Consider the following 26,132-nt stretch of genomic DNA (forward strand, 5'->3'; position numbering starts at 1 on the left):
TTGTTACATAATGCCGATTGAACTCACAACCGAGTATGGAAAAGTGTATATTACCAATGAAGTGATTTCAACTCTGGCCGGATCTGCTGCATTAGATTGCTATGGGCTTGTTGGCATGGCAACGAGAAAGCAATTGAAGGATGGTATAGCTGAACTGCTGGGTCGAGACAATTTGAGCCGTGGTGTCGAAGTTCGTAGAGAGAACGGCCGACTTGAAATTGATCTTTATATTATTGTCAGCTATGGAACCAAAATATCCGTAGTGGCAGGTAATGTCCAAACGAAAGTCAAATATATTTTAAATGAAGTTGTAGGGCTGCAAGTAGACGACGTGAACATTTTTGTTCAAGGCGTGCGAGTGGCCAAATAAAAGCCCGATAACCAGGAAGGGGAATCACTTTGAGTAAGCGCTTTATTTCAATAAATGGAAATGACTTCACTGCCATGGTCTTGGCGGGTGCGGATAACCTTCGCAGGAATGTCGATAAGGTTAATGGATTGAACGTATTCCCTGTACCCGATGGAGATACTGGCACCAACATGAATTTAACACTCACAGCAGGCTGTGAGGAACTAAAGAAGAAGCCATCTTCTCATATTGGGAAAGCAGCTGATGCATTGTCCAAAGGGTTACTGATGGGTGCAAGAGGCAATTCCGGTGTCATTTTGTCGCAATTGTTCCGCGGTTTCGCGAAATATGTGCACGATTTCGAAAATGTGAATGGTCAGCAATTCGCGGCTGCCTTGCAGCAAGGCGTAGAAACAGCGTATAAGGCTGTTGTGAAGCCGGTTGAGGGCACGATTCTGACGGTATCCAAGGAAGCGGCTAAACATGCCGTGCAATTCCGTCGCAGCAATGATGTATTGGATTTGATGAATGAGGTTTTGAGCAGAGCGAAGGAAGCATTAGCCAAAACTCCTGATCAACTTGCGATCCTTAAACAGGTCGGCGTTGTTGATGCGGGCGGTCAAGGACTTGTCTGCGTCTACGAAGGTTTCGTTACGTCGTTAAGCGGCGGATTGGTACAAGTTGATGAGGACTTTGCTACCATGGATACGAATCTAAGTGAGGTATCGCTTCTTCCTGGCATGAACTTGGCCAAAGAAGTACATGCTCATATGCCGGCACAGGCTCATTTAGCTACGGAAGATATTGAGTTCGGCTATTGTACGGAATTTATGCTGACGATTGCTCCAGGCAAGGTCAAGGGCTTTACGTTTGATGAAGCTGCATTCCGCGAGCAGCTTAGCAAGCTGGGAGATTCGCTCCTTGTTGTTGCTGATGAAGAGCTCGTGAAGGTGCATATTCATGCGGAATACCCGGGCGAGGTTATGAATCAAGCGATGAATTACGGCGCACTCAGCCGGATCAAAATTGAAAATATGCGTGATCAGCATTCACATATACTAGAAGACGTGACACATGGGTATGAGGCTCCTGTCGTGAGTCCTGATAGGGCAATTGCTCCTTCAAATAAGCCGTACGGCTTCGTTGCAGTTGCACTGGGTGACGGAATTACAGACATTTTATCCAGCGTAGGTGTTGATGTTGTGCTGTCTGGTGGGCAAACGATGAACCCAAGTACGGAGGATATCGTGAACGCAGTGAACAGCATTGAGGCAGACACGATTTATGTGCTTCCGAACAATTCGAATATTATTTTGGCCGCACAGCAAGCTGTTGATTTAGTTGATAACAAAACACTTATCGTCATCCCATCGAAATCCATTCCACAAGGACTAGCAGCTATTCTGGCTTTCCAAGAGAAGGCGGATGCAGGGACGAATACTGACGCGATGAACGAATCGTTGCGACGTGTGAAATCCGGTCAAGTGACGTATGCCGTGCGTGATACGAACATGGATGGGATCGATATTAAACAAGGGCATTTTATCGGTATTCAAGATGGCCGAATCGTCTCTTCACAGCCAAGTCTGATGGACGCGTGCAAGAAGCTGTTGGAGGAAATGATCGATGAAGGCAGTGAAATCGTAACGATCCTAACGGGTGAAGATGCGACGGAAGAAGGAACGGGCGAACTGGAAGATTTTATCCAAACGATGTATCCGAATATAGAAATTGAGCTTCATCCTGGTGGACAACCCTTATATGCTTACTTATTCTCTGTAGAATAGGATCGTACATGCAGGTAGTGTAAATTCGTGATTGGAGTGAGCCCTGTGACAAATATTCGTATTGTAACGGATAGCACGGCCGATATTCCATTGGCTGTCAGAAAAGCGCTGAACATCGAAATGGTGCCGCTCAAAATTAATTTTGGCGAAGAACAGTATTTGGATACGGTGACGCTGCAGTCGGAGGATTTCTACCGTAAGCTGACTTCATCTGCGCACTTTCCAACAACATCAACGCCGTCACCAGGTGAGTTTCTGGATGTATATTCTAGCTTGTTAAACGAGCCGGATACAGAGGTTATCTCTATTCATTTATCTTCTGTGTTGAGTGGAACGTACAGAACCGCTGAACTGGCTTCTACGCTGCTAGAGGGTGACCAGCTCGGCAAGGTTCACGTCGTTGATTCTTGCTCTGCTTCGTATGGCATTGGCGCACTCGTTGTGGCTGCTGCTGAGGCTGTTCAGGCAGGCAAGAGCGTCGATGAAGTTATAGCGTTAGTTAAGAATGTGAGAGCGAACTTTTATATATATTTCCTTGTCGATACGTTGGAGTTTCTTCAAAAGGGCGGTCGAATTGGCAAAGCGTCGGCGCTCCTTGGTTCTTTATTGAACATCAAGCCTATTCTTTCGTTGGATAGCGCAGGTGAAGTGAGTGTTGTTGATAAAGTTCGTGGTAACAAAAAGGCGATTGCACGCATTCTTGAACTGTTAGCGGCGGATGTGTCGAACAAGACGATTCAATCGCTGCATATTGCTCATGCGAATAATTTGGAAGGTGCGGAGCAGCTGCGGGAGGCCATCGTGCAGCGGTTTGCCGTGGAGCACGTGGACTATATAACCCTAGGCCCTGTCATTGGCGCACATGCTGGACCAGGTACGATTGCAGCCTTCGTGAGTACGGTGTAAAAATGGATTTAAATCAATGTCAAGTACGTGAAGTCCATGGAGTTGGCGCTCAAAAAGCACTTGAGCTAAACGCCATGGGCGTTTTTACGGTTATGGATTTGCTGGAATACATTCCGTTCCGATATGAGGATTATACGGTTCGCGATCTAGCGAGCGTGAAAGATGGTGACCGTGTCACTGTGAAAGGTTATATCATCGGCGAGCCGGTCTTGCAGCGCTATAGCGGGAAATCTCGCTTATCGTGCAAGGTAATGGTCGATGATTTCTTGTTGACGGCGGTGTGGTTTAACCGCCATTTCCTGAAGGATCGCTTGCGACCGCAGCAGGAGATTCTCCTGACTGGGAAGTGGGACGCCAAGCGGCGGCAAATGAGTGTGTCCGATTCGGAGTTTCCCGGACAAGGGGATTCGAATAGCGGCACGATCCAGCCGGTGTATTCGGTTGCGGGCTCAATTACGCAGAAATGGATGCGTAAAGTGATTGGGCAGGCGCTGACCCAGTACAGCGCTCTGATCAGTGAAGTGCTGCCGGCGGTCATTACCGGCAGGTATGGGTTTATGCCGCGCAGCAAGGCGCTGGCTGTCATCCACACGCCGAGCGGCGTGGAGGAGGGCAAGCAGGCGCGCAGGCGCATGGTGTATGAGGAGCTGTTCCTATTCCAGCTCAAGCTCCAGGCTTACCGGGCCGTGACGCGCAGCCGCACGGATGGGTTGAAGCAGGCGGTCGATCTGCCGGCTGTACGCGCCTTCGTGCGCGCGCTCCCCTTCCAGCTAACGGAGTCGCAGAAGAAGGTCGTCGGTGAGCTCCTGCACGACATGCAGGAGCCTTATGCGATGAACCGACTGCTGCAGGGCGATGTCGGTGCGGGGAAGACGATCGTCGCGGCCATCGGGCTGTACGCGACGGTGACGGCGGGCTACCAAGGCGCCCTGATGGTGCCGACGGAGATTCTGGCTGAGCAGCATAATCGCTCGCTCAGCACGTTGTTCGAGCCGTATGGGCTGCAGGTCGCTTTGCTGACCGGAAGCTCCACAGACCGCCAGCGACGGGATCTGCTGGCCTCTTTGCAGATGGGGTTGATCCATGTGTTGGTTGGAACGCATGCGCTAATTCAAGAGGATGTGTATTTCCGCCAGTTAGGTCTAGTGGTGACGGATGAGCAGCATCGCTTTGGGGTGAACCAGCGCAGCATCCTGCGGCGCAAAGGAATGAATCCGGACGTGCTGACGATGACGGCGACGCCGATCCCGCGCACGCTGGCCATTACGGCGTTCGGCGATATGGACGTTTCGACGCTGCGCGAGCTGCCGAAAGGGCGTAAGCCGATCAAGACGTACGCGGTTCAGCACGCGATGCTGGAGCGTGTGCTTGGCTTCATTCAGCGCGAAGTGGCCGCAGGACGGCAAGCTTATGTAATTTGTCCGCTCATCGAGGAGTCGGACAAGCTGGACGTGCAGAATGCAATCGACGTCCACATTCAGTTGCAGCAACATTTTCCGCAGATGCGGATCGGATTGCTGCACGGCCGTATGAGCGCGCAGGAGAAGGAAGCGATCATGCGCGCGTTCAAGGAAGGCACCGTGGAGGCGCTCGTGTCGACCACGGTGATCGAGGTCGGCGTGGACGTACCGAACGCCACGCTGATGGTGATCTACGACGCCGACCGCTTCGGGCTGTCGCAGCTGCACCAGCTGCGCGGCCGGGTCGGGCGGGGCGAGCACCAGTCTTTCTGTGTGCTCATCGCCGACCCGAAAACGGAGGTCGGCAAGGAGCGCATGAAAGCGATGACGGAGACCACCGACGGCTTCGAGATTGCCCGGCGCGATCTCGAGCTGCGCGGGCCGGGGGATTTCTTCGGCACGAAGCAGAGCGGACTGCCGGAGTTCCGCATCGCCGATATGATGGCGGATTTCGAAATCATGGAGCAGGCGCGAGATGATGCAGCCGAGCTAGTCGGTGACTCGTCCTTCTGGACGGGAGCTTCTTTTATGCCGCTGAGGGCGTATTTGGAGCGGGCTCATATTTTTGACAGCGAAGTGCTAGATTAGTAGATCATGGACGAGCACAAGTTGACCCCTAGCGCGTTCCCTTTTAAGATAGGAGTAGTTGTACTATTTTAGGAGAACGAAGGTGTACGGCTGTGACTTATTTTCTTATCTATTTATTAGTGATGAATATCATTACGTTTATTGAAATGGGACATGACAAAGGACAAGCCAAAAAAGGCGGACGCCGGGTCCCCGAGAAACGCCTGTTTCTACTTGCTGCTCTTGGTGGCGGGATAGGCGGTTGGCTCGGGATGCGAATGTGGCGTCACAAAACGAAGCATACTTCGTTTGTTGTGGGTTTTCCGCTGCTCATCGCGTTAAATTGCATCTGCGTCATTTGTATTGCCTTGTATATGTAAGTGAAGGGAACGGCTGCCGGTAACGGTGGCTGTTTTTTTGATAGTTGGTGGGTAGGCGAGGCGTAACTTGTAACCCGCCCCCTGACCCGCAAACCCCGAATCCCGTAACCCTTTGATCCCCCTGCTCAGACGCCGCGCCGTGCACCTACTGATAACGATTTAACTGGAAAAAGTCCAACTATTTTCGCTGAAAACTTCCATAATTGAAGATTAGATGGAAATTATGTAGGTAAAATCAATGGTTTCGGCAGTTTTTCGAATTTATGAATAGAATACATGCATAAAATCCAGTTAATTGCTAATTTTTAATAAATAGCTCGAGTTTAACTGTATTTTTTCCATTTATTTGATCCTGACGTCATGCATTGGCACCCCGCCACCCCAAATTTACGTGCGTTTGCATAGAGGAGAAATTTGCCAAATATCTTGTACAGCGTACACTGGGTCTTTGGTTTATCTTATATGCATCGGCTTCAGGCAAGTTTGCCCATATTCACTCATAAGATAGAGCATGAAGGGTATCGGAGGTGCGGGGATGAGTTATCAGCAATATGGCATCGATCCTGCGCTCGTGGAGCGTGTAAAGTTCAAGTTGAAAAATCCCGAGGTGAAGGAACGTATCAAAATGCTGCTGCAAGGCGTCACGAAAGCAGATTTACAAAACACGGCGAAGGTTACGCGCTTAATTGGTCTTGCCGCAGGTATTTTTGGAGAGAAACTCAGCGGGACCCAGACACACCAGATCTTAACATTTATTTTGGCGCAAAAGATTGATCCGAACAACACGTTTCATTTGATTAAATTATGGACTATATTCCGATAGTTGCATGATGAAAACGCCACATGTGGAGCGGTGAGATGCTCTGTTGTGGCGTTTTGGCTGTTTGGAGGGGCAACTACGTCTAATTAAATAGCTGCTTATGGCCTTTGGGTAAACTCCATAAGGTCTTTTTGGTCAGGGTACATTTTATCTGAGGAGAGACATGAGTACAAGCATATTAGGCTGAAATTCATTTACTAGTAATAAAGTTGTTTGAAGCAAGGAAGGTTCTTGCATGGTTTGGCTTAGGGAGGGTCTGATTCGTGAATTATTGCGGTCCAGCAGGTGAGGATGAATTTCAAGAAAGATCACATAGACATTGTTCATGTTCGGTTGGGTTAAGCTGCAGCGGCATTCCGTGCGTATGTCCAACTGGAGCAACAGGAGTAACAGGAGTAACAGGAGTAACAGGAGAAACTGGTGCAACAGGAGCTACAGGGGCAACCGGAGCCACCGGAGCAACTGGTGCAACAGGAGCTACAGGGGTAACAGGAGCAACCGGAGTCACAGGAGCTACAGGGGTAACAGGAGCAACTGGAGCCACCGGGGCAACAGGAGCAACAGGAGCAACTGGAGTAACAGGAGCTACAGGGGTAACAGGTGAAACTGGAGTAACAGGAGCAACCGGAGTAACAGGAGTGACTGGAGCCACCGGGGCAACAGGAGCTACAGGGGCAACAGGAGCCACCGGAGTAACAGGAGCTACAGGGGTAACAGGAGCAACTGGAGCCACCGGGGCAACTGGAGTAACAGGAGTGACTGGTGTAACAGGTGCGACTGGAGTAACAGGAGCCACCGGACCGAATTTTGCCACAAATGGATTTTCGGCATTTTTATCTACACTATCCATTGCAACAAGCACACAGCTTACGAATTGGTCGACGGCTAGTCCGTATTATGGCAATGCCAATTTTAACGCAGTTACAGGCAACTTCACGGCACCGACAACAGGGAGCTACACGTTACTAGCAACGGTTAACTACTCCACGACTGCAGCTGTCAGTGTGGGCATAGGCGCGGGGATCAATCCTTTTTTTGCCGTGCAGCGCACATCTCCTTCCGCCGTCAATTTGGTGAGCGGTTTTCTACCTATTTTGAATGTTAACGTCGCATTGGTTTTAACTTTACGGGCAGTATTGGGAACGGGTGAAATAACATTGGCTGGGGACGTTATTTTGACGGCGGGCGATGTTGTTGGTCTATTCTACAATGCAGCGGGATTAACAATTTCGATTAACATAGGAAATGGTACGACGGGAGTTGTATGGTCGATACACCAGATTGCCTAATCTAGTCTATTTATAGTTGAAATAAATCCAAAACATGTATAACCATTGAGGGGGAACATTCATCTAATATAAGTATACACAAGGAATGGACGTTCCAAGGAAGGAGGAGGAGGAGGAGTGTGATCAAGAAGAAGTCCAGAGCGAGGAAAAAGTTTATAGAGCTGAGCATCGTGCACAAAACATCGTCTTCCTGCCTATCCTTAAACAAAGGGAGAGTCACCAGGCCAAAGCAAAAAAAGCGGTGTTATCGTCAAACGATGACGAGGATCACACCCACCGTTCTACCTTCTTCTCGCAGCCGCTATCCAACCAATAAGCCAAAGCCAGAGTGGAACCCGAGTCCAAAGCTAATATACACCCCAATGGTTAGACCTTGTCCACCACCTAAGCCCTCTCATTGCCATCCTTTACCTCCGCCAACAACCATTAATAAGGAATGCTGCGGCAATATACTTCTTCAAGGCAATCAGCCTGGATTCCGGATATGGGAGATGGATGTGGATTCCAAGATTGAAGTGGCTCAGATTAGCATATATTCGAACGCGAGCAGCACCCAAGCACTAGAGGTTGACATTGAAACCGATGTCGTTGATAACAAAAGACTGAGCGTTCCTCCCGGCAGTACCGTTAATTTTATAGGCCAAGGTGTCAAAGCAATAACGATCTCTTCACTGGGAGATGAAATGGGGTATGTAGAAGGCAAGTACGTCATTTCTACTACACTTCAAATCCAATCCGAACCTTCATGCTGCGATCATGAATAAGGTGGTTTCTCACAGTTAAGTGAAAAACCACCTATATTGCAGCGTGCTTTTACATGCTATATCGCACGGTTATACAAAATTCCCCACTTGCCGCTGCTGTAGTCGTAACAGTAATCGTATCGAAACGTCCAACCGTAAACGTAGCGCTACCTCCTGCGGGTACCGTGATAGCGGTCATGACGGGAGCTCCCGAACGGAGGAATGCTACCGTAATGGCAGCGGTCCCGGTTTCATTTTTGACATATCCAGTGCCACTAATCAGAGTTGCCATATTATCGGTGTAAACAGTGGCTGTTCCCAGTGCAGGCAGCAGCCAGTTCGTACATACTTTATCCTGCACGTAGGTTTTTTCTGAACAACAGCTAAGCGCTGTATTACTACAAGAGCACATGATGAGTACCTCCTTTAGTTGTCAAACGGCATTATTAAATGGAGTAACGAGTTGTGATACAAAATTCGCCTTGATACAAACCGTCGTCTCCTCCATCCAGTGTTAATTGTATAGTGGCGAAGCGTTGGTAAGTAAAAGCCAGACTTGTTCCAGGTTCAATGGAAACCGCAGCTGTTAAGATGGAAGCACCCGCACTATTTAATACATCCAAGGTAATCGCAGCAGGTCCTGAATCAAATTTCACATATCCCGTGCCCACTAGGTTCGGATTAATATTATTCGTGTAAGCGACAATGTCTACATCTGCGGCAATTACTGTGCCAGTCCATGGCGCACATACTTTATCCTGTACGAAATTTTTCTCTGAGCAGCAAGTTAAAGCTGTAGCCGAATTATCGCATGCCATAGGTAAGAAAACCTCCGTTTTTTGTTGTTTCTAAACTATTTAATGCAGGCAATCACCTGTACGCTTGGACATTCGCCTGAATAACGAATATTTAATATGACATGTGGGGGGAGATTTTAAAAGGAGGATATGTATGTTCGCATGTGATGGTGAGAGTCAAATGTGCTTGTGCTGAGTATTTACACCATTTTCTAACGTGGTTCCGTTACTTGGATAGCCAAGGAATATAAGAACACAACGTCGAATAAGAAAAACATACTGCTCACTTGTCGTTTGAACGAATTGGCAGATATGCATTGTAAAAAGGAAGGCAATATTCACCGAGTAATAGTAAAGATTGGAGTTAATAAATGAACAATACATATCAGAAGTATATAGTGGTCTACTGTTTATTGATTCCAGCATCGGTCATGTTTAGTGTAGCTGCAAAGGATACGATACCTTATTCAGGTCTAATTGGTTGGGGACTCGCCACATTGTTCATTATTTTGGCTAGTGTCATGTTTGGATTAGCTAGGAGGAAGTAATTTAATCACGATTCTACTAATCATAGCAAGGTGGCTCAAAGGATGGAGATTTTCCCAGAAGAACACGAACTTATCGATATTTTTGGATGTGAACCACAATTAACCTTAGAAGATTTGGATGTTCCTGACTACTATAAACAATGGAGGTTCATTCTAAAACGAGAGGCTGATGTGCTAGAGTTTGATATAGAACCAAGTATCTCTTCTGTTTATATGAGATGGCATCAAGAAAACAAGGTCATACTAGAACTTGCACTAGAAGAAGTTTATGGATTAGAAATAAAAAAACAAGGAGATTCGGAATTTGTTTTGTTGTTATTCCATGATAAACAATTTAAAACTCTAACTTTAAGAACAAAACCTTACATATCAGTTGTTTGGGGAACAGCTAAAACTTGAAAAAAATTAAGTCAGGTGTTAGACGATTTTGTATAGAAGTGTGAGGTGAATACATATGAGGAACATCGTTAAAGACGCTCAATTTCTCAAAGAGAGAACTGAGATGATGTATTATTTTCAGGAAATGTTCCACAAACCAGAGGAAACTGAAATTATTAGTTCACCATCGAAGAAATTTAAACTGGTAGTCTATCACTATAATCATATGGAAGGAATTACCAGGTATAATTACACTAAAGGGATAGTCATGGACAGTAACAACAATATTATTGACACTATCTATAGAAACCTCGGCTCATTTTTACATAGTTGGTTGGAGGCAAATGGAACTGAATACCTATTGTGCGGACTTGATTATCAGGGTTATTCAATTATTGATTTATTGAATAGACAAACTAAACATTATGTCCCTGAAGAAGCTTATAAAGGTCGTGGGTTCTGCTGGGCTGAAATAGTATATTTCCAACAAAAAAATCTAATAGTGGTTGATGGCTGCTACTGGGCATGTCCGTATGAGCTTGTCTTTTATGATTTTTCTAGTCCGATGAGTGTTCCATATAAAGAATTATTTCGTGTTGAGGTAGATAGTATTAAAAATTGGGGTAACTGGAAAACGATCCATAAGATTAGTTATGTTGATGAGGAAAATAACGAGAAGGAATTTGTTTTTTAGAAGCGTTTTAACGCAGGAGAAGGAGAACAGTGATAATGGTTGAAACATATGTATGGGGAATATTCGTAGCGGATAATACAAAATCATTCCCGAATTTCTTTCCAGTTGGCCTATTCACAACACGCGAATTAGCCTTGAAGCAAATTGAATCCATGCCCAGAGATAATAACTACCAACTGCTTCGGATGCCAATTAACAATGACTTTTCTTACTATCATAAAAAGAACGGAAAGTTAATTGGGATGGATGCTATTCATCATGAACATTTTCATTTTAAAGATGAGTCTATTAAAGAGATGTAACTAGCGATTCTTATTGGTAGCGCCGCAGCTATTACATAACATCTGCCAGTTTTTTCGATTAACCTCTCCCCATGTTCGATTATTTTATTGCAATTAGGCCGTGTAAGCGATTTTCTTTGACTAAATTCACGTAATTATGCCCAGAGTTCATCTGGGTTTTTGGTGTTTTTATCCATTACTCAAATATTTAAAAAACCACTTGCATAACGAATACCTGTTCGGTATATAATATGGAAAAACGAATGTATGTTCGCATATGGTGGTGAGAACATGAGTGGTTCATCAAGAGTAGAGACAGAAGAGGATGTTCAAATGATCAAGGAATACACATTGTTGCCGATTTTGCTTGATATGCTGGCAAGAGATATGGAAGAGCTTAAGGTTTATAAAGATAAAATTGTTTATAATCATATTCTTTTCTATCTCAGAGAGGTTGAGATGGGGATTTATCCAGAATTACAACAGTTGAAAAGCAAGATGAAGCAGCGAGAGATTAAGGTAATTCACACGGAAATGAATGCTTTAGGGATTCAAGTCGAATACAAAGTTCGAGGTTACATTCATCATTTCACGATGCTTCGTAGTTTGGTCAAGGCTGAGCTTATGACTATGCTGATGAATATGCGGGGGGAATTGCGATGAGTAAGGGGAACAAGGGTGGGGAACGAACGATCTTCTTGGCGGATTGTCAGAGTTTTTATGCCAGCATCGAGAAGGCCGATCATCCAGGACTAGAGAATAAGCCGGTTGCCGTTGCGGGAGATCCTGCGCTCCGGTCGGGTATTATTTTAGCTGCCTGCCCTGTTGCCAAAGGCTTCGGCGTATCGACAGCCGAGCGGTTGGGTGAAGCGCTGAAGAAGTGCCCTGAGCTGATCGTTATGCGGCCGAGGATGCAGCATTATATTAATATTTCACTGATGATTACTGAGATTTATCAGGAGTTTACGGATCTCGTTGAAATATTTAGTATTGATGAGCAGTTCCTAGACGTCACAGGGAGTCTGTCGCATTACGGGAATGCAGAGAACCTAGCGATGGCCCTGCAGTATAAGGTGCTCAAGCAAACAGGCGTTAAAGTTCGTGTAGGCATTAGCTCAAATAAAATTTTAGCGAAGATCGCGACCGATATTTGGGCGAAAAAGAATGCGAGCGGCATTTTCACACTGCTGCCTTCCGATCTTGCTGAACTGTGGGAGCAGCCTGTTAGCAAAATGTTTGGAGTTGGCTCGCGGATGACCGCCCATTTTGCCAAGTTGGGCATGTATACCGTTGGCGATGTGGCACGAACACCGCTGCCGCAGCTCAAGCAGAAGTTTCGCGCGCGTTTCGGCAAGCAGTCGGACATTCATGCGGAGGTCATGTGGCGAACGGCAAACGGGCTGGATGACAGTCCAGTCACGCCGGGTACGTTCGATACGCCGCCGAAGTCGATCGGGCATATGATGACGCTGCCGAGAGACTATGCAGAATCGTCAGAAGTGAATACGATACTCATGGAGCTGACGGAAGAGGTGTGTCGGGATTGCCGGCGCAAAGGCTATATGGCGTCTATCGTGACGGTGAGTTGCATGTGCAGTCCCTTTGATGCGCCGACAGGCTTCTCGCGACAGATGAAGATGCCGGACCCGACGAATCATACCGGTACTGTATTTCAAGCTGTGAAACAGCTTTTCTATAAATTCTGGGACACGATGCCAGTGCGTCGTGCAGGTGTTATGTTAAGCCAGTTCGTGGACGATGAAACGTATCAGCTCACGCTTTTTGAAGATCAAGTGAAGGCACGTGAATTAGAGAAGGTAACGGATCGCATTAAGGATCGGTTCGGCAATGCGGCAATTGTTCGGGCGTCCTCCTTGACGACAGCTGGCCAAGCGAAGGTTCGCTCGCTCAAAATCGGAGGTCATTACAAATGAGCAAAAAATTGCAGAATAACGGTTTATGGGAGTCAAGCCGCATGATGTTACCCCAACACCGGGAAGCAGCTCAGGGCCAGCGTCATGATAAACCGATTCCTACGAAGCGCCCAACAGCGGACGATATTAGTATTATACGAGAATCTGTGCTGCTGCCAGTCATGCATACGATTATTGTGAGAAGGGCGAGCGAAGTGGAACGCTCCTCCGAGATGCTAAGGACCCTCTATTCGAAGGTAGCTCAGGTGCTGGCCAAGAATATGTACGCCGATTTAGCGAAAGTAAAGCGCTATATGCTCGAGAATGACATGCATGTCGCGGAAGAGGAGAAAGACGATCAGATGATCCGTTACCGGTATCGGTGCCGCGAGCATGAAGATCGATTTACGATGACGAGGGACTATATGCGTGCTGAAATTGGGGCAAGAATCGGCCGCTATGCCGACAGTCTGGTCACAACCATTTATGCGACGGATCCGCGTGTGAGTGTGTTAGAGAAGGAAACGAAGAAAAAATTGTGAATCAGCCTGAATATAACGCTAGCGCTCTTCGCACAGCTTGAAGAATAACGGTTCTTCAGGCTGTGCGAATTGACGTAAGCCTATCTTTTTTCCATAATGGAGAAAGGAGAATGGATAACCGTGTGAAGGAGAAGGATGTTTAGCTATGTGCGGACGCTATACGATCACCGTAACGTTAGAAGAGTTGATGCTGCGCTACGATATGTACGATACTTTTATGCCGAGATATAGTCCTAAATATAACGTTGCGCCCGGTCAGCAGGTGATGGCGATTGTGCATGATGGGCAGCGAAATAAGCTAGGCGAACTGCGCTGGGGACTGATTCCTGAATGGGCCAAAGATGAGAAAGTTGGCTACCAGATGCTTAATGCGCGCTCCGAGACCTTGGCGGACAAGCCTGCCTTCCGCAAGCCATTTGAACGTAAACGCTGCCTAATTCCAGCAGATTCTTTCTATGATTGGAAAGGAAGCGGCAAGCATAAGCAGCCTATGCGCATCATGCTGCGCAGCAAGGAGTTGTTTAGTATGGCAGGGCTTTACGATACATGGACATCTCCCGAAGGAGTGCGCATCTCGACATGCACGGTCATTACCACGGAATCGAACGAGATGATGAAGGATATTCATGAGCGTATGCCGGTTATTTTGCCACGAGAGAAGGAAGCTGTTTGGTTAGACCGCAGTATGAAGAACGTTGATCAACTTCGTCCGCTTCTGAAACCGTACCCCTCAGAGCTCATGATGGCGTATCCAGTGTCAAGTCGAGTAGGGAATGTACGCAATGATGATGAGCAATGTATCGAGCCGATACGTCTGTTGCTTTAAAAGGTTGAGGGAATAGGAGCGTCAAGAAACATGAGAAATGGGATGTGGCTCAGGGTCACGATTATACTTGCTATTGTAGCGGCGATTAACGGCTATATAGGCTGGCACTTGAAGGTTTTTCTATCGCATGTAGGGGGAGCTTTATTTCATCCCTGGTTGTATTGGCCTGTGTTTTGGATCGTTGCGTTCGCCTATGTCATAGGGCGGTTTGGAGCGAAGGTTCTGCCTCCGACGCTAACTCGACTGCTTAACATCATCGGCTCCTACTGGTTGGCTCTCATTCAATTTGGGATCCTTCTTCTGCCGGTAACAGATGTGGTGATTGGTGTGCTGTATGCATCGTCTGTTCCGTCAGCTAGCTATGTGCCTATACTGGTTACAGCCATTGTCCTTATTCTCCTACTAGTAGGCTCTTATCTGGCGCGAACTCCGGTGATCCGCAAATATGAGATTACGATTCCCAAGCAAGCTGGGGACTGGGAAAGCCTTCGGGTCGCTGTCGCTTCGGATATTCATTTGGGGGCTGTCGTTGGCAACCGCCATTTGCGCAAGCTAGTCAAGCAGGTGAAGGCAATGGGGCCTGATTTGATTTTGTTGCCAGGTGATGTCATTGATGATGATATTAAACCTTTTATCCGGTATCACATGGGACAGACCATGCGAGAGCTGCAAGCTCCATTGGGCGTGTATGCTGTGCTTGGCAACCATGAATACTATGGCGGACATATTCCAGCCTTCGTGGAACAAATGGAACAAATCGGCGTTCGTGTGCTGATGGATGAAGTTGTTCATGTTCAAGAGCGCTTATTTATTGTGGGACGTAAAGATAAATCAGCCGAACATGCCGTTGGCGGACGTCAATCGTTAGCCTCCTTGATGGAGGGAGTTGATCTTGCGCAGCCGATTATCGTGATGGACCATCAACCTTACCAGTTAGATGTCGCCGCCGCCGCAGGCGTTGATGTGAATGTGTCAGGCCATACACACCGTGGTCAAATAGCGCCGAACCACCTGTTCACTAGACGTATCTTTGAACTGGATTGGGGCTACTTACGCAAAGGGAATTTACATGCGCTGGTGTCCTCGGGCTTCGGAACGTGGGGACCGCCGATACGGCTAGGCAGCCAATCCGAAATTATTGAGCTGACAATCCATTTTACAAGTCATGACAGAAAAGAGGGGTAACCAATGCAAGAGTTAGAGAAGAAACAAATTACGCCTGCGGAATTGGCGGCAGCGATGATGCAGTTTACGATGAAGGGCATAGAAAATAGCTGGGAAACGCTAAAGCCTGTTATAGTTGCCTACCTACCACAACCTGTCTTAACGATGGCCAAAGAAGATGAACTGTTAAGAGAGATTTATGTAGCGGCGTTGGCGCTAGAGATTTACTGCATCCCGCACGCATTTGAGGAAGAAACAGCACGCTTAGTCAGCTTAGGCATGGGCGAAGTGATGGCTTCAGACAACTTAGCAGAGCATCGACTATCGGAATCAATCGTACAGTTGTATCTCCCTAGATTAGAGGCAGTAACAGAGGAGGATCCAGCAGATTTGGCGCTTAAGCTGGTCCACGAAGCAACGAGAATTCTGTACGACCGCATAGAGTTACCGTTAAAGCCTACAGATCCAAGTACCAGTTTATTGTGGGCAAAGTTATTTCCTTTTTTGGTTGGTATCGTTGGAAAATGGCCTATCTTGGCCACGAAATTTGAAGTAAAGACAGAGTAGTGGGCGTATAAGCCTCACGACGGAGGGGAGCAGCACGAATGGCAAACAAACGGATTCATGTCTATGTGTTATCAGGATTTCTCGGGAGCGGTAAGACGACGTTACTTACCAAGGCCATCGATTATTTCACCGAAGCGGGTCGCAAGCCGGCTGTGATTATGAATGAAATAGGCGAAGTGAATTTGGATGGACAATTAATCGCTAATGAAGTTCCCATGTCGGAGCTGCTTGGCGGATGCATATGTTGTTCGAGTCGTGGTGATCTTGCCACAGCGTTGAACGAATTAGTGACAGGAGAGCAGCCAGATTTAATTTTCGTAGAATCGACAGGAATTGCGAATCCGATGGAAATTATTGATGAGATTACGGATGCCTCGCTCATACTTCCGATAGAGCTTTCAGCCCTGATCACGGTTGTGGATGCTCCGCAGCTGCTAGAATTAAATCGCACAAGTCGCGGTAAAACCTACCGGCTCATGCGGGATCAAATTCGTTGTGCGAACTTGCTTTTGCTCAATAAGACAGATTTGCTGCAGGGGTCGGCGCTTCAAGAAGTGCATGATCTCGTACGGGAATGGAATCCTTATGCGGATTTGCATTATACGGTGTTCAGTCAGATCGATATCAAGCTAATTGAAGACATCCATACAGAGGGTTCTGACGGATCACCTGCTCAGGAACTATCGGACGAAGAGGCAGTTCCACATAGCCACGAGCACCATCATGGGCATGATCATCATCATTCGCATAACCATGTAATGGCGTATACTCATTTCTTTGAACGGGCTGTAGATAGTAACGCATTTGAACAATTCGTGAGTCAACTTCCCCAGGAAGTATATCGTGCCAAAGGGATTCTCAGCTTCTCGGATACCTCAAGTCGGTTCTTATTCCAGTACGCCTATAGAGAGATGGATTTTGTGAAAATAACGCCGAAAGGTGATGTGCCTGATGTCGCGGTATTCATCGGGGAGAACTTTGCTAGGGATGTTATTCGCGCAGAATTGTTGAAATTAGAAGCGGAGTCTGCTACCTAGAAAATCAACTAGTCGAAATGGAAAATCCTAGGGCGAAATAAGTGAGTACAAATTCCGTCATCGTTCTACACTTGACGCAAGTGGCCTATTTGCTGCACTATAATAGGAGGACATTTCAACACAGAGGGGTAATGCAAGTGAGTACGCATACGCATACGGATACGATCGATGAGATGCTAAGGGCAATGTCGCAGAAGGGCTGGCGTATTACAGAACAACGCAGAAGCTTAGCGACTTTATTCGCAGAATCGGGCAGTTACTTATCGCCGAAGGATGTTTATGAACATATGAAAATGAAATATCCAGGCGTAAGCTTCGATACGGTGTATCGTAATCTCCGATTGTTGAGCGAAATGGGTGTTCTGGAGCAATTTCATTTGGCGGATGGTTTGAAGTTTAAAGCGAGCTGTTTGTCTCATCATCATCATCACATGATTTGTGTCAACTGTGAGAAAACGGTGACGTTTGAGTTCTGTCCAATGAAGCTTGTAAAAGATTTGCCAGAGAGCTTTGAAATTCAAAGCCATCGGTTTGAAATATTTGGCTATTGTGCCGATTGTAAATCAGCCATGCCTACCGCTCAAGTGGGCGAGTGAATGGACGTTATACATGTTTGAGAAGGAGCAGTCTGCTGGGGTAGCCCGGCAAGACTGCTTTTTATTATTTGCTTTTGGTAACGTGCAGCAGTTCAGGGACAGTGACGAAAGTGTAGCCTGCTGCTTTAAGCTTCGTAATTAACGGTCCGATTGCTTGCACAGTACCAGATAGATCTTGGCTGTCTGCACCTCCAGAATGCTGGAGAATAATAGACCCTGGCTTCGTCTGCTGTAAGATGTTGTGAAGAACTTGATCGGAATTCAGTGATTTCCAATCTAGAGAATCGACATTCCAGTTCACAATTAAATAGTGATGAGTGGCAATCCATTTGACTTGATCTTCATTAATTGCGCCATAAGGGGGACGAATTAACCTAGGAGCGTAGCCAATGAGGTTCTGCAAAATGCTTTCTGTACTTTCAATTTGGTATTGGAATTTATCCACAGAGAGCTTCGGTAAATTCTCATGGCTGTATGAGTGGTTGCCGATGACATGCCCTTCATTCACAATTCGCTTAATGACGTCGGGATGCGTGTTAGCCATAGCACCGAGTACGAAAAAAGTTGCTTTCACTTGATTGGCTTTTAAAGCATCAAGCACTTTGGGCGTAAACCGAGTATCGGGTCCATCGTCAAAGGTTAAGGCGACTTTCTTCTCCTGACTGGAGCCGCGGAGCTTGAATGTCTCTGGGTATTTAACAACGAGCTGTGAGAGTGTAAGTTTTTTCTGAGAAATTCTGACTTGGCCTTGATTTTTTTGAACGGGCAAGGAAGGCCGCTTGGAGGCCTCAGGTTGTGCAACGGATCTTTTTGGGTTAGTCTTAGGCTTCAGGCTAGGCGTTGGCGTGGGACTTGGTGTAAGGGTATGGCTTGGAGCGCGTGTAGGTGCTGTTGGCAAAGCAGAAGGCGAGGGCATGCTCGCAGGTGGCAACACGCTCAAATGTTTGGAACCCTCTGTTAGAAAAGGAGAATCCGCAACGTCTCTACTAGCCTCCATGGATGTCTGGGTGACATTTGGAGTGGAATGTTGGGTTGAGCTCTGATCTTGAAAAGGCTTCGTTAAAGGCGCACCGCAGCTGGTTACAAGCAGACAAACGATGCTAAAGGACCAAAGCCGTTTGGTCATGGCAATCCCCTCCGAGCAATATGACTATGCTCTAGGTTTTGTAAGGGGAGGCGGAATTATCCCGTGCAAATAACGGAAATAAATTGTTCTTGAGATGGGGAGCGTAACAGGTGAGGCGGATTAAGAAATTATTTTTTGAAACGTAACAATATCTAAAAATTGCCCCCATTTGAAACCAACTTCACGATAGTGTGCACATTGTTGGTAGCCATTTCGGGTGAACATGTGGATGCTAGCTGAATTATCTGCGCAAACCGTTGCAATTAAGGAATGGAAGCCGCGCTCTTTCGCGAACGCTTCGATATATTGAATAGCAGCAGATCCAATCCCTTTGCCGACGCATGTTGGATGAAGATAGATGGTCACTTCACCAGTTGTATCGTACGCTTGTTTTTTCTTATGGGGCATAACTTGAACATAGCCTTGCAGCTTCTCATCTTGCAGAATGACATACGTGTGATAACGAGGATTAGTGTGGACGACACTTTCTGTGAACTCGGGTAGTGCGACGGGCTCTGTGTGGAAAGAATACGTTGAATGAAGAACGAAATGATTGTAAATATCCATCAATAGTGGAATATCGAGGAGCTCTAATGACTTGAATGTTACGGTTGACATGATGTGGCACCTCGCTGCGTGTAGAAGTCAATGTATAATATGAGTTGGAAGGGGAAAGCCGATTCCTTGATTCGAAATGACATTTTCAAATAGACATTCCGTCCTAATCCATGTATCTTAGATATTATATCTACTAGAATTAGGGGGAGTCACATGTCGGGCAATACAAGTTATATTCTCGTGATCGTTATTGGTATTATCGTACTCGCTGGCCTGACTTACATGAATCTTCGCAAAATAAGCAAATCTACAGCCGATTTGACACAGCTTAAGAAAAGAACGCTTCTCTGGAGCGAGATTTCCCTGGCGTTGTTCGTTGTGCAATTGTTTTTCCGTGATCGAAACGGAGGCTTCTTATTGTTCTTCGGTATACTCACCCTATTCACAGGGGCGCATTACTTAGGGGTCTTATACTATTCACGCAAAAGAAACCGATAAAAGTGAAGAGGCTTCCACGTAGCCAGCTACGGAGGGGGCCTCTATTTTATTATTTACTCCAGCCAGGATGTACTAGTCGTTCCAATTCGTTGGCTTCGTCTTTGTCGGCGTTTTCCATTTCTGATACCATTTCTTCTTCTGCTTCTGTCCCATTAGTGTTCGTAACTGCAACATCACAAGCTTGGCGCGGTCTTCATCGGCATACTTGTCACGTAGATTCTCAAATACAGGCTGATCTTTCATAGCTGACCTTCTTTTCTGACTGTAGGATGAATGCAAAATATAGAGAATGTATGTTCTTGTTTTTTGATTATAGCATAAAATGGAAGAGAGAATCAATCCTAGCAGAAGGAGAGCGTATTGTAAATGTGGAATGTACATAGCAGTCAAACAAATTCTTAACGAGGTGAACAATGAAAAAGTTTATTCTATCTTTATTAGTGCTCTCTGTCCCAATTGGCGTAGCGGGAGCTGCCACATTAAATGGGGATTTTGAAGGCAATCCTATTGTACAAGTAACGTCCGATGGACAAAGTTTAAAAGTCGATGAACTACCTGCGATGATTTATAAAGATCACACGGTTGTGCCCTTGTCGATGTTACGACAACTTGGGGTTCTCGTGACATGGAATCCTACTACGTATAGTGTAAACGTGACAATGCCCCAATCCGCCTCAACCAACCCATCAAACCCTGCCAACCAAGAGTCGGAAAACTTGATGAATGTTTATCAATGGTTGAAAGATACAGATACGGCTTTACTAACTTTCTCCCAACAACTTCAGCTCTATGCTAGTTTAACGAATGGTAGTGAATTTGTGAGTCAGTTAAATATGGATTTTGAAGACTTAATGAAACAATATAATGAATCCATCCAATTGGCACTAAAGCTGCTGGAAACAGTAAGTCATTCAGATGATCTTAAATCCATCATTAAGAGCGAGAGCGATACCTATAACAATGTTCAGCAAACAAAGAATTTGCTCGTGTTCAAACTTACTGGAAACAGCGTGCCTGAATTTGACAAGCAATTTGGCATCAGCCTGCTAAACGCTACGCGCGCAGCACAAAAAAACTTGAACAACACGAATGCTATCATTCACGAACTGCAACGCAAGAACAACGAACTTTTGCAAGTTAAATCAGTGGCTCGATCGGAGCAAAGATTCAATTGAGGATTAACGATGCTGCGGCTACAGTAAATGGGCAGAAAATGACGTTTTCAACACCGCCTGTACTGCTAAATAATACGACAATGGTTCCTCTGCGATTTATTCTAGATTGGACAAGCTTTATCTAATGGCTACCAGTAATTTTTCATCCGACACCAACGTATCCACTGTTATTTATGAGATTGCACCAAATGTTCGAATGATAACCTATGCAATCGGGAAAACGACTTATCACCCAGGCAACATTATGGGGACGCCAGACGGTAAAAGCTTCTACTTCAGTGATATTCTTTATGATCACATCTATGTTGGTGAATCTGGTCAGCAAGCAAATGTATTAAATGTCGTTTACCCCTGATACAGAAAATGTGAAACTGGCAGCTGTTGAAAATGACGGGAAACTGTTTGTTCTAGATGTATCCAAGCAATCTATTTATGAGCTGCAGCAAACAGGAAATTTGAGGTTCGTAGCACCCCTAGACTTAGAGGAAGAAATTTTGAGAGTACATGAGAGTAACGGGGCTTTCTATGTCGAAAGGCAACGGCAGATTTGGGAAGTCAAGACAACAGGGGAAACCCAACCATATGTGGGATTGAAAGATATTGCTGCCTATAACAACGGTCTCTATCTGCCGAAAACGAATACGTACGACGCCAGTGCTTTTGCCAATATGGGGGCTTCGTATGGAGGGATGCTATCTGTAAACGTTTTTGCAATTAATCAACAGGGTAATGTCGTGTTGTATGATGGAGCATACCATTTATTGAGGAGGATTAATGTTTATGGGCAATAGGGGTGAATGAATGTTGGGCCTATTCCTTTCGGAATAGGCTTTTAAAAGCTGTGATTTCATATTAGATTATTCTAACTATAATTGACCTTTTTTTCCTTTTGCGCCTAAATATCTGAGCATGTCGTTACGCGTAAAACCATATTTGATAACAAGAGTATTAATATGGACGACTTGATCGTCTAAACTTTGCTCACTATTAAACTCCGTATCTAGCGTTTTTTGAAGATCTTCTGGAAACTGTGTATTCGCGGCAGCGCCTTGAGAAACAAAAGTCTTATTGATGGTTGCAGGTGTTTCTTTTGGTTTTACTTTATTAGGTGTTTCAGTATCTGTTGGATTTAGTAATCGTTGCTGGTAACGTCGTTCAATAATTTCTTCTTCTTGTGTTGGCGGATACACCTGTTTTGAAAGGCTAGGATGTAAAATAACAGTGATATCATTTTTCTCGATAATATTTTTACCCAACTCCTGCAGACAGGCTCCCCAATGGATATGAGCTTCAGAGGGGATTTTAGAAATGTTTTTAAGCTTCGTTAAAGTATTCACTTGAATGACATGATCTTGAGGATCAATCCACTCATCTTTGTCGGCATCAAGTTTTAATTCGGGTATGTAGTCTCCAGGCTTTATCACCTTAGGAAACTCAGATTCACTGGCATTTTCCCATAAAGCTTTTGTAAACGATTCGCAAACTCCGCCAAATTTATTTTTCAATAAAGCAAAATCGGAATTTGTAATTTCTCTGATACTTCCTGGTGGAAGTGGCCCCTTATCACGAAGCCACTTAGAAACTTCTCTATTTAAAGTGGAGCCATATGGACCGTATAATGTAATTGTTAAATTAGGATTAAATTCACTTTTTTTTAAGTTACTGTAGCCATGTCCGTGTATTACCTTTGAGAGAGGGTCTGAAGTGCTTATTTGAGATTTGATTTCCTTCATTAATTTCATTGCTTCATGCTCATTTGGATGAGTGGCAGTTTTTCCACCATGTTCAAAATACTCATTAGTATCTTCGTTATATCTATGGAAATGGACATCATCAAAATACATACTACGATTTAGTGGATCTTTGACCCATTTACCTTGTATAACATTCTGAGATGATGCTTGAATAGATACGCTCTTCTGATTAGCTTGTGATTGTGATGTGAGCATGCGGCCAACTCTCTGATTGCCTATGCTTCTTTGGAGTTGCATGACCTGGCTGTATAGAGATGAATATTGTGTAGTCAAGTTAGCCTCAGATTGTTTGGGGTTAGATGTCTGCTTACTTGATGTATGGTTGGATACATTTTTAATAAACATCATAAATTTCCTCCTATTTCTCAACGAAAGGGGTAATTTCCTAAATTTAACATTCTCCATAATTTGGTAATTTCCTTTATTTGTTAAGAAGTATATTTTGCGTGATCGTGGTGTCTAGTAAAAAGGAGACTTGATAAGAAACCGTCAATTGTGCACTATTCCATGCGAGGTGTCGTACAGTTGACATATCTTTGACGATGGGTAAAGCGGGTTGATACACCCGTATTTAAGGAATTCATGGAAACGATTACATTAAAGATAAACAAGAGTTAAAATCTTCATCTAAGTATGCTACAATGTCGGTATTAGAATAAAATAAACGGCCAATTGAGATTGTAAAAGACGAAAAATACAGGAACGTACCTTCCCGTACTTATTCATTTGTTGCTCTTAAACCCTGTGTAACTCAAATTTAATTGAAAATATTTTTAATGCTGTTCAGATATAAAAAATTGAAGAATTTTTATTAACATTGAGGGGTTAATGGGTGATATGAGTGGCAGATAAAGTTGTCTTAAAAAAAGCTTTGACAAAACAACCATTCGGAATTATTGGCTATGAAATATTGAATGAAGATCAGATATTCGTTGAATACGCCAGTAAGTATGGATTTAGGACGGCGGTTCGCGATTTAAAGATTGATCGGTTGGAATGGGATAGGTTGATCAAGCTCATGAGAAGTTGATGAAGGGTAGTGGGCAAGAGAGTGTCAGTTCGATCGATCCAAATTTGAATTTTATGTTTGAATCCTCAAGCAAGCCGGTTCATAATCATTGTATCCTGAGGCAATTTTTCGTTTTGATGAAATCTACAATAGAGATTTTATTAGGGTTCCTGAGCTATCAGGAGTCCTTTTTCTAATGCCTAAATAGCGATATAACTTAAGGAGAGCCTAAATGAGAAGTGAAACCATGCGGGAGTGGCTCACGCTAATGACTTGCGAGCAGATGGATAAGACTTGCCGGGCTTTAGAGATGGATTCGGTGTTTTGTGATGTGATTTAAAATAGGAGTTATGAGAGGACGGGGGTTGAGCCAGTACTACTAGTTCGATCTGCAGTTTCTTGGAAATTATGGATCTACTTAAAGTGCAACAATATTTATACCTAATAATATTATTGTATGGTAGTATATTGGGATAAAAAAGGTTTTTTTCCATTTTCTTATTAGCAATGAAATGTTTAATATTTTCATAACCGGAGGTAAATTTATTCATGCAATTAAAAACTAAGCTTATAAAAACTTTATTTGCCTCGGTACTTGTTTTCAGTTTTTCTGAAGGTAGCTTGGTTAATGCTGATTCACAATCATCAGCAAATGATAGTAAGGTTGGCTGGGCAGAAATTGGGGCTTTTAACCTTGCAATTAAACAAGATGGTACAGTATGGGCTTGGAGTGGAAATAGTGATTCAAGACCAATAATTGACTTAGAAGATATAGATAAATCAGATATTATTATGGCTCCCAAACAAGTTAAAGGCATCTCGGATGTCACTGCCGTCGCCTCAGGCCAAGGATTTTCACTCGCATTGAAGAAAGATGGTACTGTCTGGGGTTGGGGTGGCAATCATGATGGTCAACTAGGTGATGGAACCCAAGCTGTTGTAGATCCAAAAACCCATAAGATAATAAAAAGTGCAGATAAGGATATACCAGTACAGGCAATAGGCCTATCCAATGTGGTTGCTATCGCAGCAGATTGGACCACAAGTTATGCAGTTAAAAGTGATGGTACCCTTTGGGCTTGGGGTGGCATCTATTATCGTAAAGCTGATGGAAGTGTAGCCAATTACAATGTCCCGACCCAGCTCAAAAACTTCTCAGATATTGTTTCTGTCTCTCTCGGTTGGGGAAATATGGTTGCATTAAAGAAGGATGGTACGGTATGGATACCTTCACATGGAAATGCTGTTCAAGTCGACGGACTTAGCGATATTAAAGAAGTTGCCGCTGGAGGTCAATATTCATATGGTCTAAAGAAAGATGGGAAGGTTTGGTTTTGGGATTCAAATGGGGAGAGCGGCGCAGTAGTTGATGGGAAACCTACTACTGATAATTCAAAACCGCAATTACTTGAAGGAATTGAAGATGTAGTTTCTGTACAAGCAAGTGCAGGAGGGCCACTTTTATTGAAGGGTGATGGAACGGTCTGGGCTAGTGGAACAAATTCAGGTGGGCAGTTAGGAATTGGTTCTTATGAAGATAGTAATGTCCCTGTTCAAGTAAAGGGATTAACTAGAATTAAAAAAATTGCAGCTTCAGGAACTAATTTTAAATCGATGGCAATAAAAGCAGATCATACACTATGGTCTTGGGGAAATGGTTATGTTGGGGATGGGACGAAGTGGTATAGGACTGTACCAGTTTGGATAAAAAGTTATGATTCTGAAGTATTACATGAAGACCAAATAATTGTGAACTTGGATAATAAAGAATTAGAGTTTGATCAACCACCTATTATTGTCAAAGGATACACATTGGTGCCTTTGCGAAAAATCTTTGAGGCACTTGGTGCAGATATTCAATGGGATAAGGATACATTAACTGTAACAGCCACTAAGGGACAATCAGTCATTAAACTCACAGTAGGTAGCGATATAGCTTATGTAAATGGCATGAGCACAAAGCTGGATTCAGAACCCTTGATTATCGAGGGAAGTACATTGGTCCCGGCACGGTTTATAGTAGAATCTTTTGGAGCCAAGGTTAGTTGGGAAGAAAATTCAAAGACGGTGTTTATTAAAACTAAATAAATATGATTGACTTACCGCCTTTCAAGAGGCGGTTTTTCGTTGAACTCATCTTAAATAATAAAAATAGGACGCACTGACGTCCTCCTTGAGCACCGGACACCCACGGTTCAATTTCTTAAATGAAATGAAGATTATTTTAGTACCAGCAAAATGAAACATTAAAATACGAAATCAAATAAACCCTTATAGAATAAGGGTTATAGAAAACTGTCCTATAAAATAATAACGGCGACTGCTTGCGCAGCCGCCTCATGGGAGAGGAGAAACCGGATGAAGAGCT

General features: G+C 44.7%; 33 protein-coding genes. 27 read left to right on the top strand and 6 right to left on the bottom strand.

Annotation, left to right across the window (positions count from 1 at the left end):
- The first annotated feature begins 10 nt into the window (after positions 1–10).
- From AC58PV_RS10390 to AC58PV_RS10425, 8 genes are all read left to right on the top strand, one after another.
- On the top strand, positions 11–370 hold the full coding sequence (locus AC58PV_RS10390; RefSeq protein WP_028558212.1) for an Asp23/Gls24 family envelope stress response protein: 360 nt from the start codon (positions 11–13) through the stop codon (positions 368–370).
- Positions 371–399: 29 nt separating this feature from the next.
- Positions 400–2,136, top strand: a complete 1,737-nt coding sequence (locus AC58PV_RS10395; protein WP_497432185.1) for a DAK2 domain-containing protein — start codon at positions 400–402, stop codon at positions 2,134–2,136.
- 45 nt (positions 2,137–2,181) lie between these two features.
- Complete coding sequence (locus AC58PV_RS10400; RefSeq protein ID WP_497432186.1) at positions 2,182–3,042, top strand: DegV family protein; 861 nt, start codon at positions 2,182–2,184, stop codon at positions 3,040–3,042.
- 2 nt (positions 3,043–3,044) lie between these two features.
- Positions 3,045–5,090 (top strand): ATP-dependent DNA helicase RecG, encoded by a 2,046-nt coding sequence (recG, locus tag AC58PV_RS10405; RefSeq protein ID WP_497432187.1) that lies wholly within the window; start codon positions 3,045–3,047, stop codon positions 5,088–5,090.
- A 92-nt stretch (positions 5,091–5,182) separates the two neighbouring features.
- Positions 5,183–5,449 carry a DUF1294 domain-containing protein gene (locus AC58PV_RS10410; RefSeq protein ID WP_497432188.1) on the top strand — a complete coding sequence of 89 codons (267 nt, stop codon included), beginning with the start codon at positions 5,183–5,185 and terminating at the stop codon, positions 5,447–5,449.
- Between the two features lie 535 nt (positions 5,450–5,984).
- Complete coding sequence (locus tag AC58PV_RS10415; protein WP_068668745.1) at positions 5,985–6,272, top strand: stage VI sporulation protein F; 288 nt, start codon at positions 5,985–5,987, stop codon at positions 6,270–6,272.
- Positions 6,273–6,532: 260 nt separating this feature from the next.
- The gene (locus AC58PV_RS10420) at positions 6,533–7,558 is read left to right on the top strand and encodes a hypothetical protein (RefSeq protein ID WP_497432189.1); all 1,026 of its coding nucleotides are present in this window, start codon (positions 6,533–6,535) and stop codon (positions 7,556–7,558) included.
- Between the two features lie 362 nt (positions 7,559–7,920).
- On the top strand, positions 7,921–8,322 hold the full coding sequence (locus AC58PV_RS10425) for an S-Ena type endospore appendage (protein ID WP_497432519.1): 402 nt from the start codon (positions 7,921–7,923) through the stop codon (positions 8,320–8,322).
- Positions 8,323–8,371: 49 nt separating this feature from the next.
- Here the strand turns inward: AC58PV_RS10425 and AC58PV_RS10430 are convergent, their stop codons facing one another.
- Both AC58PV_RS10430 and AC58PV_RS10435 read right to left on the bottom strand, forming a co-directional pair.
- The gene (locus AC58PV_RS10430; RefSeq protein WP_497432190.1) at positions 8,372–8,713 is read right to left on the bottom strand and encodes a DUF3992 domain-containing protein; all 342 of its coding nucleotides are present in this window, start codon (positions 8,711–8,713) and stop codon (positions 8,372–8,374) included.
- Between the two features lie 34 nt (positions 8,714–8,747).
- A complete protein-coding gene (locus AC58PV_RS10435) occupies positions 8,748–9,119 on the bottom strand; it encodes a DUF3992 domain-containing protein (RefSeq protein ID WP_497432191.1) in 372 nt (123 codons plus the stop codon).
- 350 nt (positions 9,120–9,469) lie between these two features.
- Here AC58PV_RS10435 and AC58PV_RS10440 point away from each other — a divergent pair, with 350 nt between their 5' ends.
- From AC58PV_RS10440 to AC58PV_RS10495, 12 genes are all read left to right on the top strand, one after another.
- The gene (locus tag AC58PV_RS10440) at positions 9,470–9,646 is read left to right on the top strand and encodes a hypothetical protein (RefSeq protein WP_497432192.1); all 177 of its coding nucleotides are present in this window, start codon (positions 9,470–9,472) and stop codon (positions 9,644–9,646) included.
- 42 nt (positions 9,647–9,688) lie between these two features.
- Entirely contained in the window at positions 9,689–10,045 is a 357-nt protein-coding gene (locus tag AC58PV_RS10445; protein ID WP_497432193.1) for a hypothetical protein, read from the top strand.
- Between the two features lie 55 nt (positions 10,046–10,100).
- Positions 10,101–10,718, top strand: a complete 618-nt coding sequence (locus tag AC58PV_RS10450; RefSeq protein ID WP_497432194.1) for a hypothetical protein — start codon at positions 10,101–10,103, stop codon at positions 10,716–10,718.
- A 35-nt stretch (positions 10,719–10,753) separates the two neighbouring features.
- Positions 10,754–11,020, top strand: a complete 267-nt coding sequence (locus AC58PV_RS10455; protein WP_497432195.1) for a hypothetical protein — start codon at positions 10,754–10,756, stop codon at positions 11,018–11,020.
- A 270-nt stretch (positions 11,021–11,290) separates the two neighbouring features.
- Complete coding sequence (locus AC58PV_RS10460) at positions 11,291–11,662, top strand: YhjD family protein (RefSeq protein WP_063795520.1); 372 nt, start codon at positions 11,291–11,293, stop codon at positions 11,660–11,662.
- The gene (locus AC58PV_RS10465; RefSeq protein WP_497432196.1) at positions 11,659–12,933 is read left to right on the top strand and encodes a DNA polymerase IV; all 1,275 of its coding nucleotides are present in this window, start codon (positions 11,659–11,661) and stop codon (positions 12,931–12,933) included. The genes AC58PV_RS10460 and AC58PV_RS10465 overlap by 4 nt, the downstream gene beginning before the upstream one ends.
- Positions 12,930–13,454, top strand: coding sequence for a YhjD family protein (locus tag AC58PV_RS10470; RefSeq protein WP_497432197.1), 525 nt, complete (start codon positions 12,930–12,932; stop codon positions 13,452–13,454). The genes AC58PV_RS10465 and AC58PV_RS10470 overlap by 4 nt, the downstream gene beginning before the upstream one ends.
- A 145-nt stretch (positions 13,455–13,599) precedes the next feature.
- On the top strand, positions 13,600–14,280 hold the full coding sequence (locus AC58PV_RS10475) for an SOS response-associated peptidase (protein ID WP_497432198.1): 681 nt from the start codon (positions 13,600–13,602) through the stop codon (positions 14,278–14,280).
- A 30-nt stretch (positions 14,281–14,310) separates the two neighbouring features.
- The gene (locus AC58PV_RS10480; RefSeq protein WP_497432199.1) at positions 14,311–15,465 is read left to right on the top strand and encodes a metallophosphoesterase; all 1,155 of its coding nucleotides are present in this window, start codon (positions 14,311–14,313) and stop codon (positions 15,463–15,465) included.
- 3 nt (positions 15,466–15,468) lie between these two features.
- The gene (locus tag AC58PV_RS10485) at positions 15,469–16,011 is read left to right on the top strand and encodes a hypothetical protein (RefSeq protein ID WP_497432200.1); all 543 of its coding nucleotides are present in this window, start codon (positions 15,469–15,471) and stop codon (positions 16,009–16,011) included.
- A 38-nt stretch (positions 16,012–16,049) separates the two neighbouring features.
- Positions 16,050–17,048: a CobW family GTP-binding protein gene (locus tag AC58PV_RS10490; protein ID WP_497432201.1), complete on the top strand. Its 999-nt coding sequence runs from the start codon at positions 16,050–16,052 to the stop codon at positions 17,046–17,048.
- A 173-nt stretch (positions 17,049–17,221) separates the two neighbouring features.
- Positions 17,222–17,644 (top strand): Fur family transcriptional regulator, encoded by a 423-nt coding sequence (locus tag AC58PV_RS10495; protein ID WP_497432520.1) that lies wholly within the window; start codon positions 17,222–17,224, stop codon positions 17,642–17,644.
- 64 nt (positions 17,645–17,708) lie between these two features.
- Here AC58PV_RS10495 and AC58PV_RS10500 read toward each other — a convergent pair whose 3' ends face one another.
- Together AC58PV_RS10500 and AC58PV_RS10505 are read right to left on the bottom strand one after the other, a co-directional pair.
- The gene (locus tag AC58PV_RS10500) at positions 17,709–18,770 is read right to left on the bottom strand and encodes a polysaccharide deacetylase family protein (protein WP_497432202.1); all 1,062 of its coding nucleotides are present in this window, start codon (positions 18,768–18,770) and stop codon (positions 17,709–17,711) included.
- Positions 18,771–18,890: 120 nt separating this feature from the next.
- Positions 18,891–19,388, bottom strand: a complete 498-nt coding sequence (locus AC58PV_RS10505) for a GNAT family N-acetyltransferase (protein WP_497432203.1) — start codon at positions 19,386–19,388, stop codon at positions 18,891–18,893.
- A 153-nt stretch (positions 19,389–19,541) separates the two neighbouring features.
- On the opposite strand from AC58PV_RS10505, the gene AC58PV_RS10510 reads away from it, so the two are divergent.
- The gene (locus AC58PV_RS10510; protein WP_497432204.1) at positions 19,542–19,826 is read left to right on the top strand and encodes a hypothetical protein; all 285 of its coding nucleotides are present in this window, start codon (positions 19,542–19,544) and stop codon (positions 19,824–19,826) included.
- Positions 19,827–19,898: 72 nt separating this feature from the next.
- On the opposite strand, the gene AC58PV_RS10515 is transcribed toward AC58PV_RS10510, so the two are convergent.
- Positions 19,899–20,069: a hypothetical protein gene (locus AC58PV_RS10515; protein WP_157257142.1), complete on the bottom strand. Its 171-nt coding sequence runs from the start codon at positions 20,067–20,069 to the stop codon at positions 19,899–19,901.
- A gap of 170 nt (positions 20,070–20,239) precedes the next feature.
- Between AC58PV_RS10515 and AC58PV_RS10520 the strand changes: the two genes are divergently transcribed.
- The 4 genes from AC58PV_RS10520 to AC58PV_RS10535 are packed head-to-tail and all read left to right on the top strand — an operon-like array spanning position 20,240 to position 21,792.
- Complete coding sequence (locus tag AC58PV_RS10520; RefSeq protein WP_497432205.1) at positions 20,240–21,001, top strand: hypothetical protein; 762 nt, start codon at positions 20,240–20,242, stop codon at positions 20,999–21,001.
- 38 nt (positions 21,002–21,039) lie between these two features.
- Positions 21,040–21,126, top strand: a complete 87-nt coding sequence (locus tag AC58PV_RS10525) for a hypothetical protein (RefSeq protein WP_497432521.1) — start codon at positions 21,040–21,042, stop codon at positions 21,124–21,126.
- Positions 21,126–21,356, top strand: coding sequence for a hypothetical protein (locus AC58PV_RS10530; RefSeq protein ID WP_497432206.1), 231 nt, complete (start codon positions 21,126–21,128; stop codon positions 21,354–21,356). Before AC58PV_RS10525 ends, AC58PV_RS10530 begins: the two co-directional genes overlap by 1 nt.
- Positions 21,340–21,792 (top strand): hypothetical protein, encoded by a 453-nt coding sequence (locus tag AC58PV_RS10535; RefSeq protein WP_497432207.1) that lies wholly within the window; start codon positions 21,340–21,342, stop codon positions 21,790–21,792. Before AC58PV_RS10530 ends, AC58PV_RS10535 begins: the two co-directional genes overlap by 17 nt.
- Positions 21,793–21,867: 75 nt before the next feature.
- On the opposite strand, the gene AC58PV_RS10540 is transcribed toward AC58PV_RS10535, so the two are convergent.
- Entirely contained in the window at positions 21,868–23,103 is a 1,236-nt protein-coding gene (locus tag AC58PV_RS10540; protein WP_497432208.1) for a hypothetical protein, read from the bottom strand.
- Positions 23,104–23,596: 493 nt separating this feature from the next.
- Here AC58PV_RS10540 and AC58PV_RS10545 point away from each other — a divergent pair, with 493 nt between their 5' ends.
- Both AC58PV_RS10545 and AC58PV_RS10550 read left to right on the top strand, forming a co-directional pair.
- Complete coding sequence (locus AC58PV_RS10545; RefSeq protein ID WP_497432209.1) at positions 23,597–23,785, top strand: hypothetical protein; 189 nt, start codon at positions 23,597–23,599, stop codon at positions 23,783–23,785.
- Positions 23,786–24,313: 528 nt separating this feature from the next.
- Complete coding sequence (locus tag AC58PV_RS10550; RefSeq protein ID WP_497432210.1) at positions 24,314–25,852, top strand: stalk domain-containing protein; 1,539 nt, start codon at positions 24,314–24,316, stop codon at positions 25,850–25,852.
- Positions 25,853–26,132 lie beyond the last annotated feature (280 nt).

It is taken from the genome of Paenibacillus sp. J22FR83, assembly GCF_059691955.1.

Bases quoted from the DNA above. Each gene is read 5' to 3' on its own strand.
- AC58PV_RS10415 (WP_068668745.1), top strand. From the start codon at position 5,985: ATGAGTTATCAGCAATATGGCATCGATCCTGCGCTCGTGGAGCGTGTA.
- AC58PV_RS10520 (WP_497432205.1), top strand. From the start codon at position 20,240: ATGAAAAAGTTTATTCTATCTTTATTAGTGCTCTCTGTCCCAATTGGC.
- AC58PV_RS10460 (WP_063795520.1), top strand. From the start codon at position 11,291: ATGAGTGGTTCATCAAGAGTAGAGACAGAAGAGGATGTTCAAATGATC.
- AC58PV_RS10425 (WP_497432519.1), top strand. From the start codon at position 7,921: ATGGTTAGACCTTGTCCACCACCTAAGCCCTCTCATTGCCATCCTTTA.
- AC58PV_RS10390 (WP_028558212.1), top strand. From the start codon at position 11: ATGCCGATTGAACTCACAACCGAGTATGGAAAAGTGTATATTACCAAT.
- AC58PV_RS10535 (WP_497432207.1), top strand. From the start codon at position 21,340: ATGTCGTTTACCCCTGATACAGAAAATGTGAAACTGGCAGCTGTTGAA.
- AC58PV_RS10530 (WP_497432206.1), top strand. From the start codon at position 21,126: ATGGCTACCAGTAATTTTTCATCCGACACCAACGTATCCACTGTTATT.
- AC58PV_RS10485 (WP_497432200.1), top strand. From the start codon at position 15,469: ATGCAAGAGTTAGAGAAGAAACAAATTACGCCTGCGGAATTGGCGGCA.
- AC58PV_RS10435 (WP_497432191.1), bottom strand. From the start codon at position 9,119: ATGGCATGCGATAATTCGGCTACAGCTTTAACTTGCTGCTCAGAGAAA.
- AC58PV_RS10440 (WP_497432192.1), top strand. From the start codon at position 9,470: ATGAACAATACATATCAGAAGTATATAGTGGTCTACTGTTTATTGATT.
- AC58PV_RS10510 (WP_497432204.1), top strand. From the start codon at position 19,542: ATGTCGGGCAATACAAGTTATATTCTCGTGATCGTTATTGGTATTATC.
- AC58PV_RS10525 (WP_497432521.1), top strand. From the start codon at position 21,040: ATGACGTTTTCAACACCGCCTGTACTGCTAAATAATACGACAATGGTT.
- AC58PV_RS10475 (WP_497432198.1), top strand. From the start codon at position 13,600: ATGTGCGGACGCTATACGATCACCGTAACGTTAGAAGAGTTGATGCTG.
- AC58PV_RS10550 (WP_497432210.1), top strand. From the start codon at position 24,314: ATGCAATTAAAAACTAAGCTTATAAAAACTTTATTTGCCTCGGTACTT.
- AC58PV_RS10445 (WP_497432193.1), top strand. From the start codon at position 9,689: ATGGAGATTTTCCCAGAAGAACACGAACTTATCGATATTTTTGGATGT.
- AC58PV_RS10495 (WP_497432520.1), top strand. From the start codon at position 17,222: ATGCTAAGGGCAATGTCGCAGAAGGGCTGGCGTATTACAGAACAACGC.
- AC58PV_RS10465 (WP_497432196.1), top strand. From the start codon at position 11,659: ATGAGTAAGGGGAACAAGGGTGGGGAACGAACGATCTTCTTGGCGGAT.
- AC58PV_RS10470 (WP_497432197.1), top strand. From the start codon at position 12,930: ATGAGCAAAAAATTGCAGAATAACGGTTTATGGGAGTCAAGCCGCATG.
- AC58PV_RS10505 (WP_497432203.1), bottom strand. From the start codon at position 19,388: ATGTCAACCGTAACATTCAAGTCATTAGAGCTCCTCGATATTCCACTA.
- AC58PV_RS10455 (WP_497432195.1), top strand. From the start codon at position 10,754: ATGGTTGAAACATATGTATGGGGAATATTCGTAGCGGATAATACAAAA.
- recG (WP_497432187.1), top strand. From the start codon at position 3,045: ATGGATTTAAATCAATGTCAAGTACGTGAAGTCCATGGAGTTGGCGCT.
- AC58PV_RS10430 (WP_497432190.1), bottom strand. From the start codon at position 8,713: ATGTGCTCTTGTAGTAATACAGCGCTTAGCTGTTGTTCAGAAAAAACC.
- AC58PV_RS10515 (WP_157257142.1), bottom strand. From the start codon at position 20,069: ATGAAAGATCAGCCTGTATTTGAGAATCTACGTGACAAGTATGCCGAT.
- AC58PV_RS10450 (WP_497432194.1), top strand. From the start codon at position 10,101: ATGAGGAACATCGTTAAAGACGCTCAATTTCTCAAAGAGAGAACTGAG.
- AC58PV_RS10490 (WP_497432201.1), top strand. From the start codon at position 16,050: ATGGCAAACAAACGGATTCATGTCTATGTGTTATCAGGATTTCTCGGG.
- AC58PV_RS10480 (WP_497432199.1), top strand. From the start codon at position 14,311: ATGAGAAATGGGATGTGGCTCAGGGTCACGATTATACTTGCTATTGTA.
- AC58PV_RS10540 (WP_497432208.1), bottom strand. From the start codon at position 23,103: ATGATGTTTATTAAAAATGTATCCAACCATACATCAAGTAAGCAGACA.
- AC58PV_RS10500 (WP_497432202.1), bottom strand. From the start codon at position 18,770: ATGACCAAACGGCTTTGGTCCTTTAGCATCGTTTGTCTGCTTGTAACC.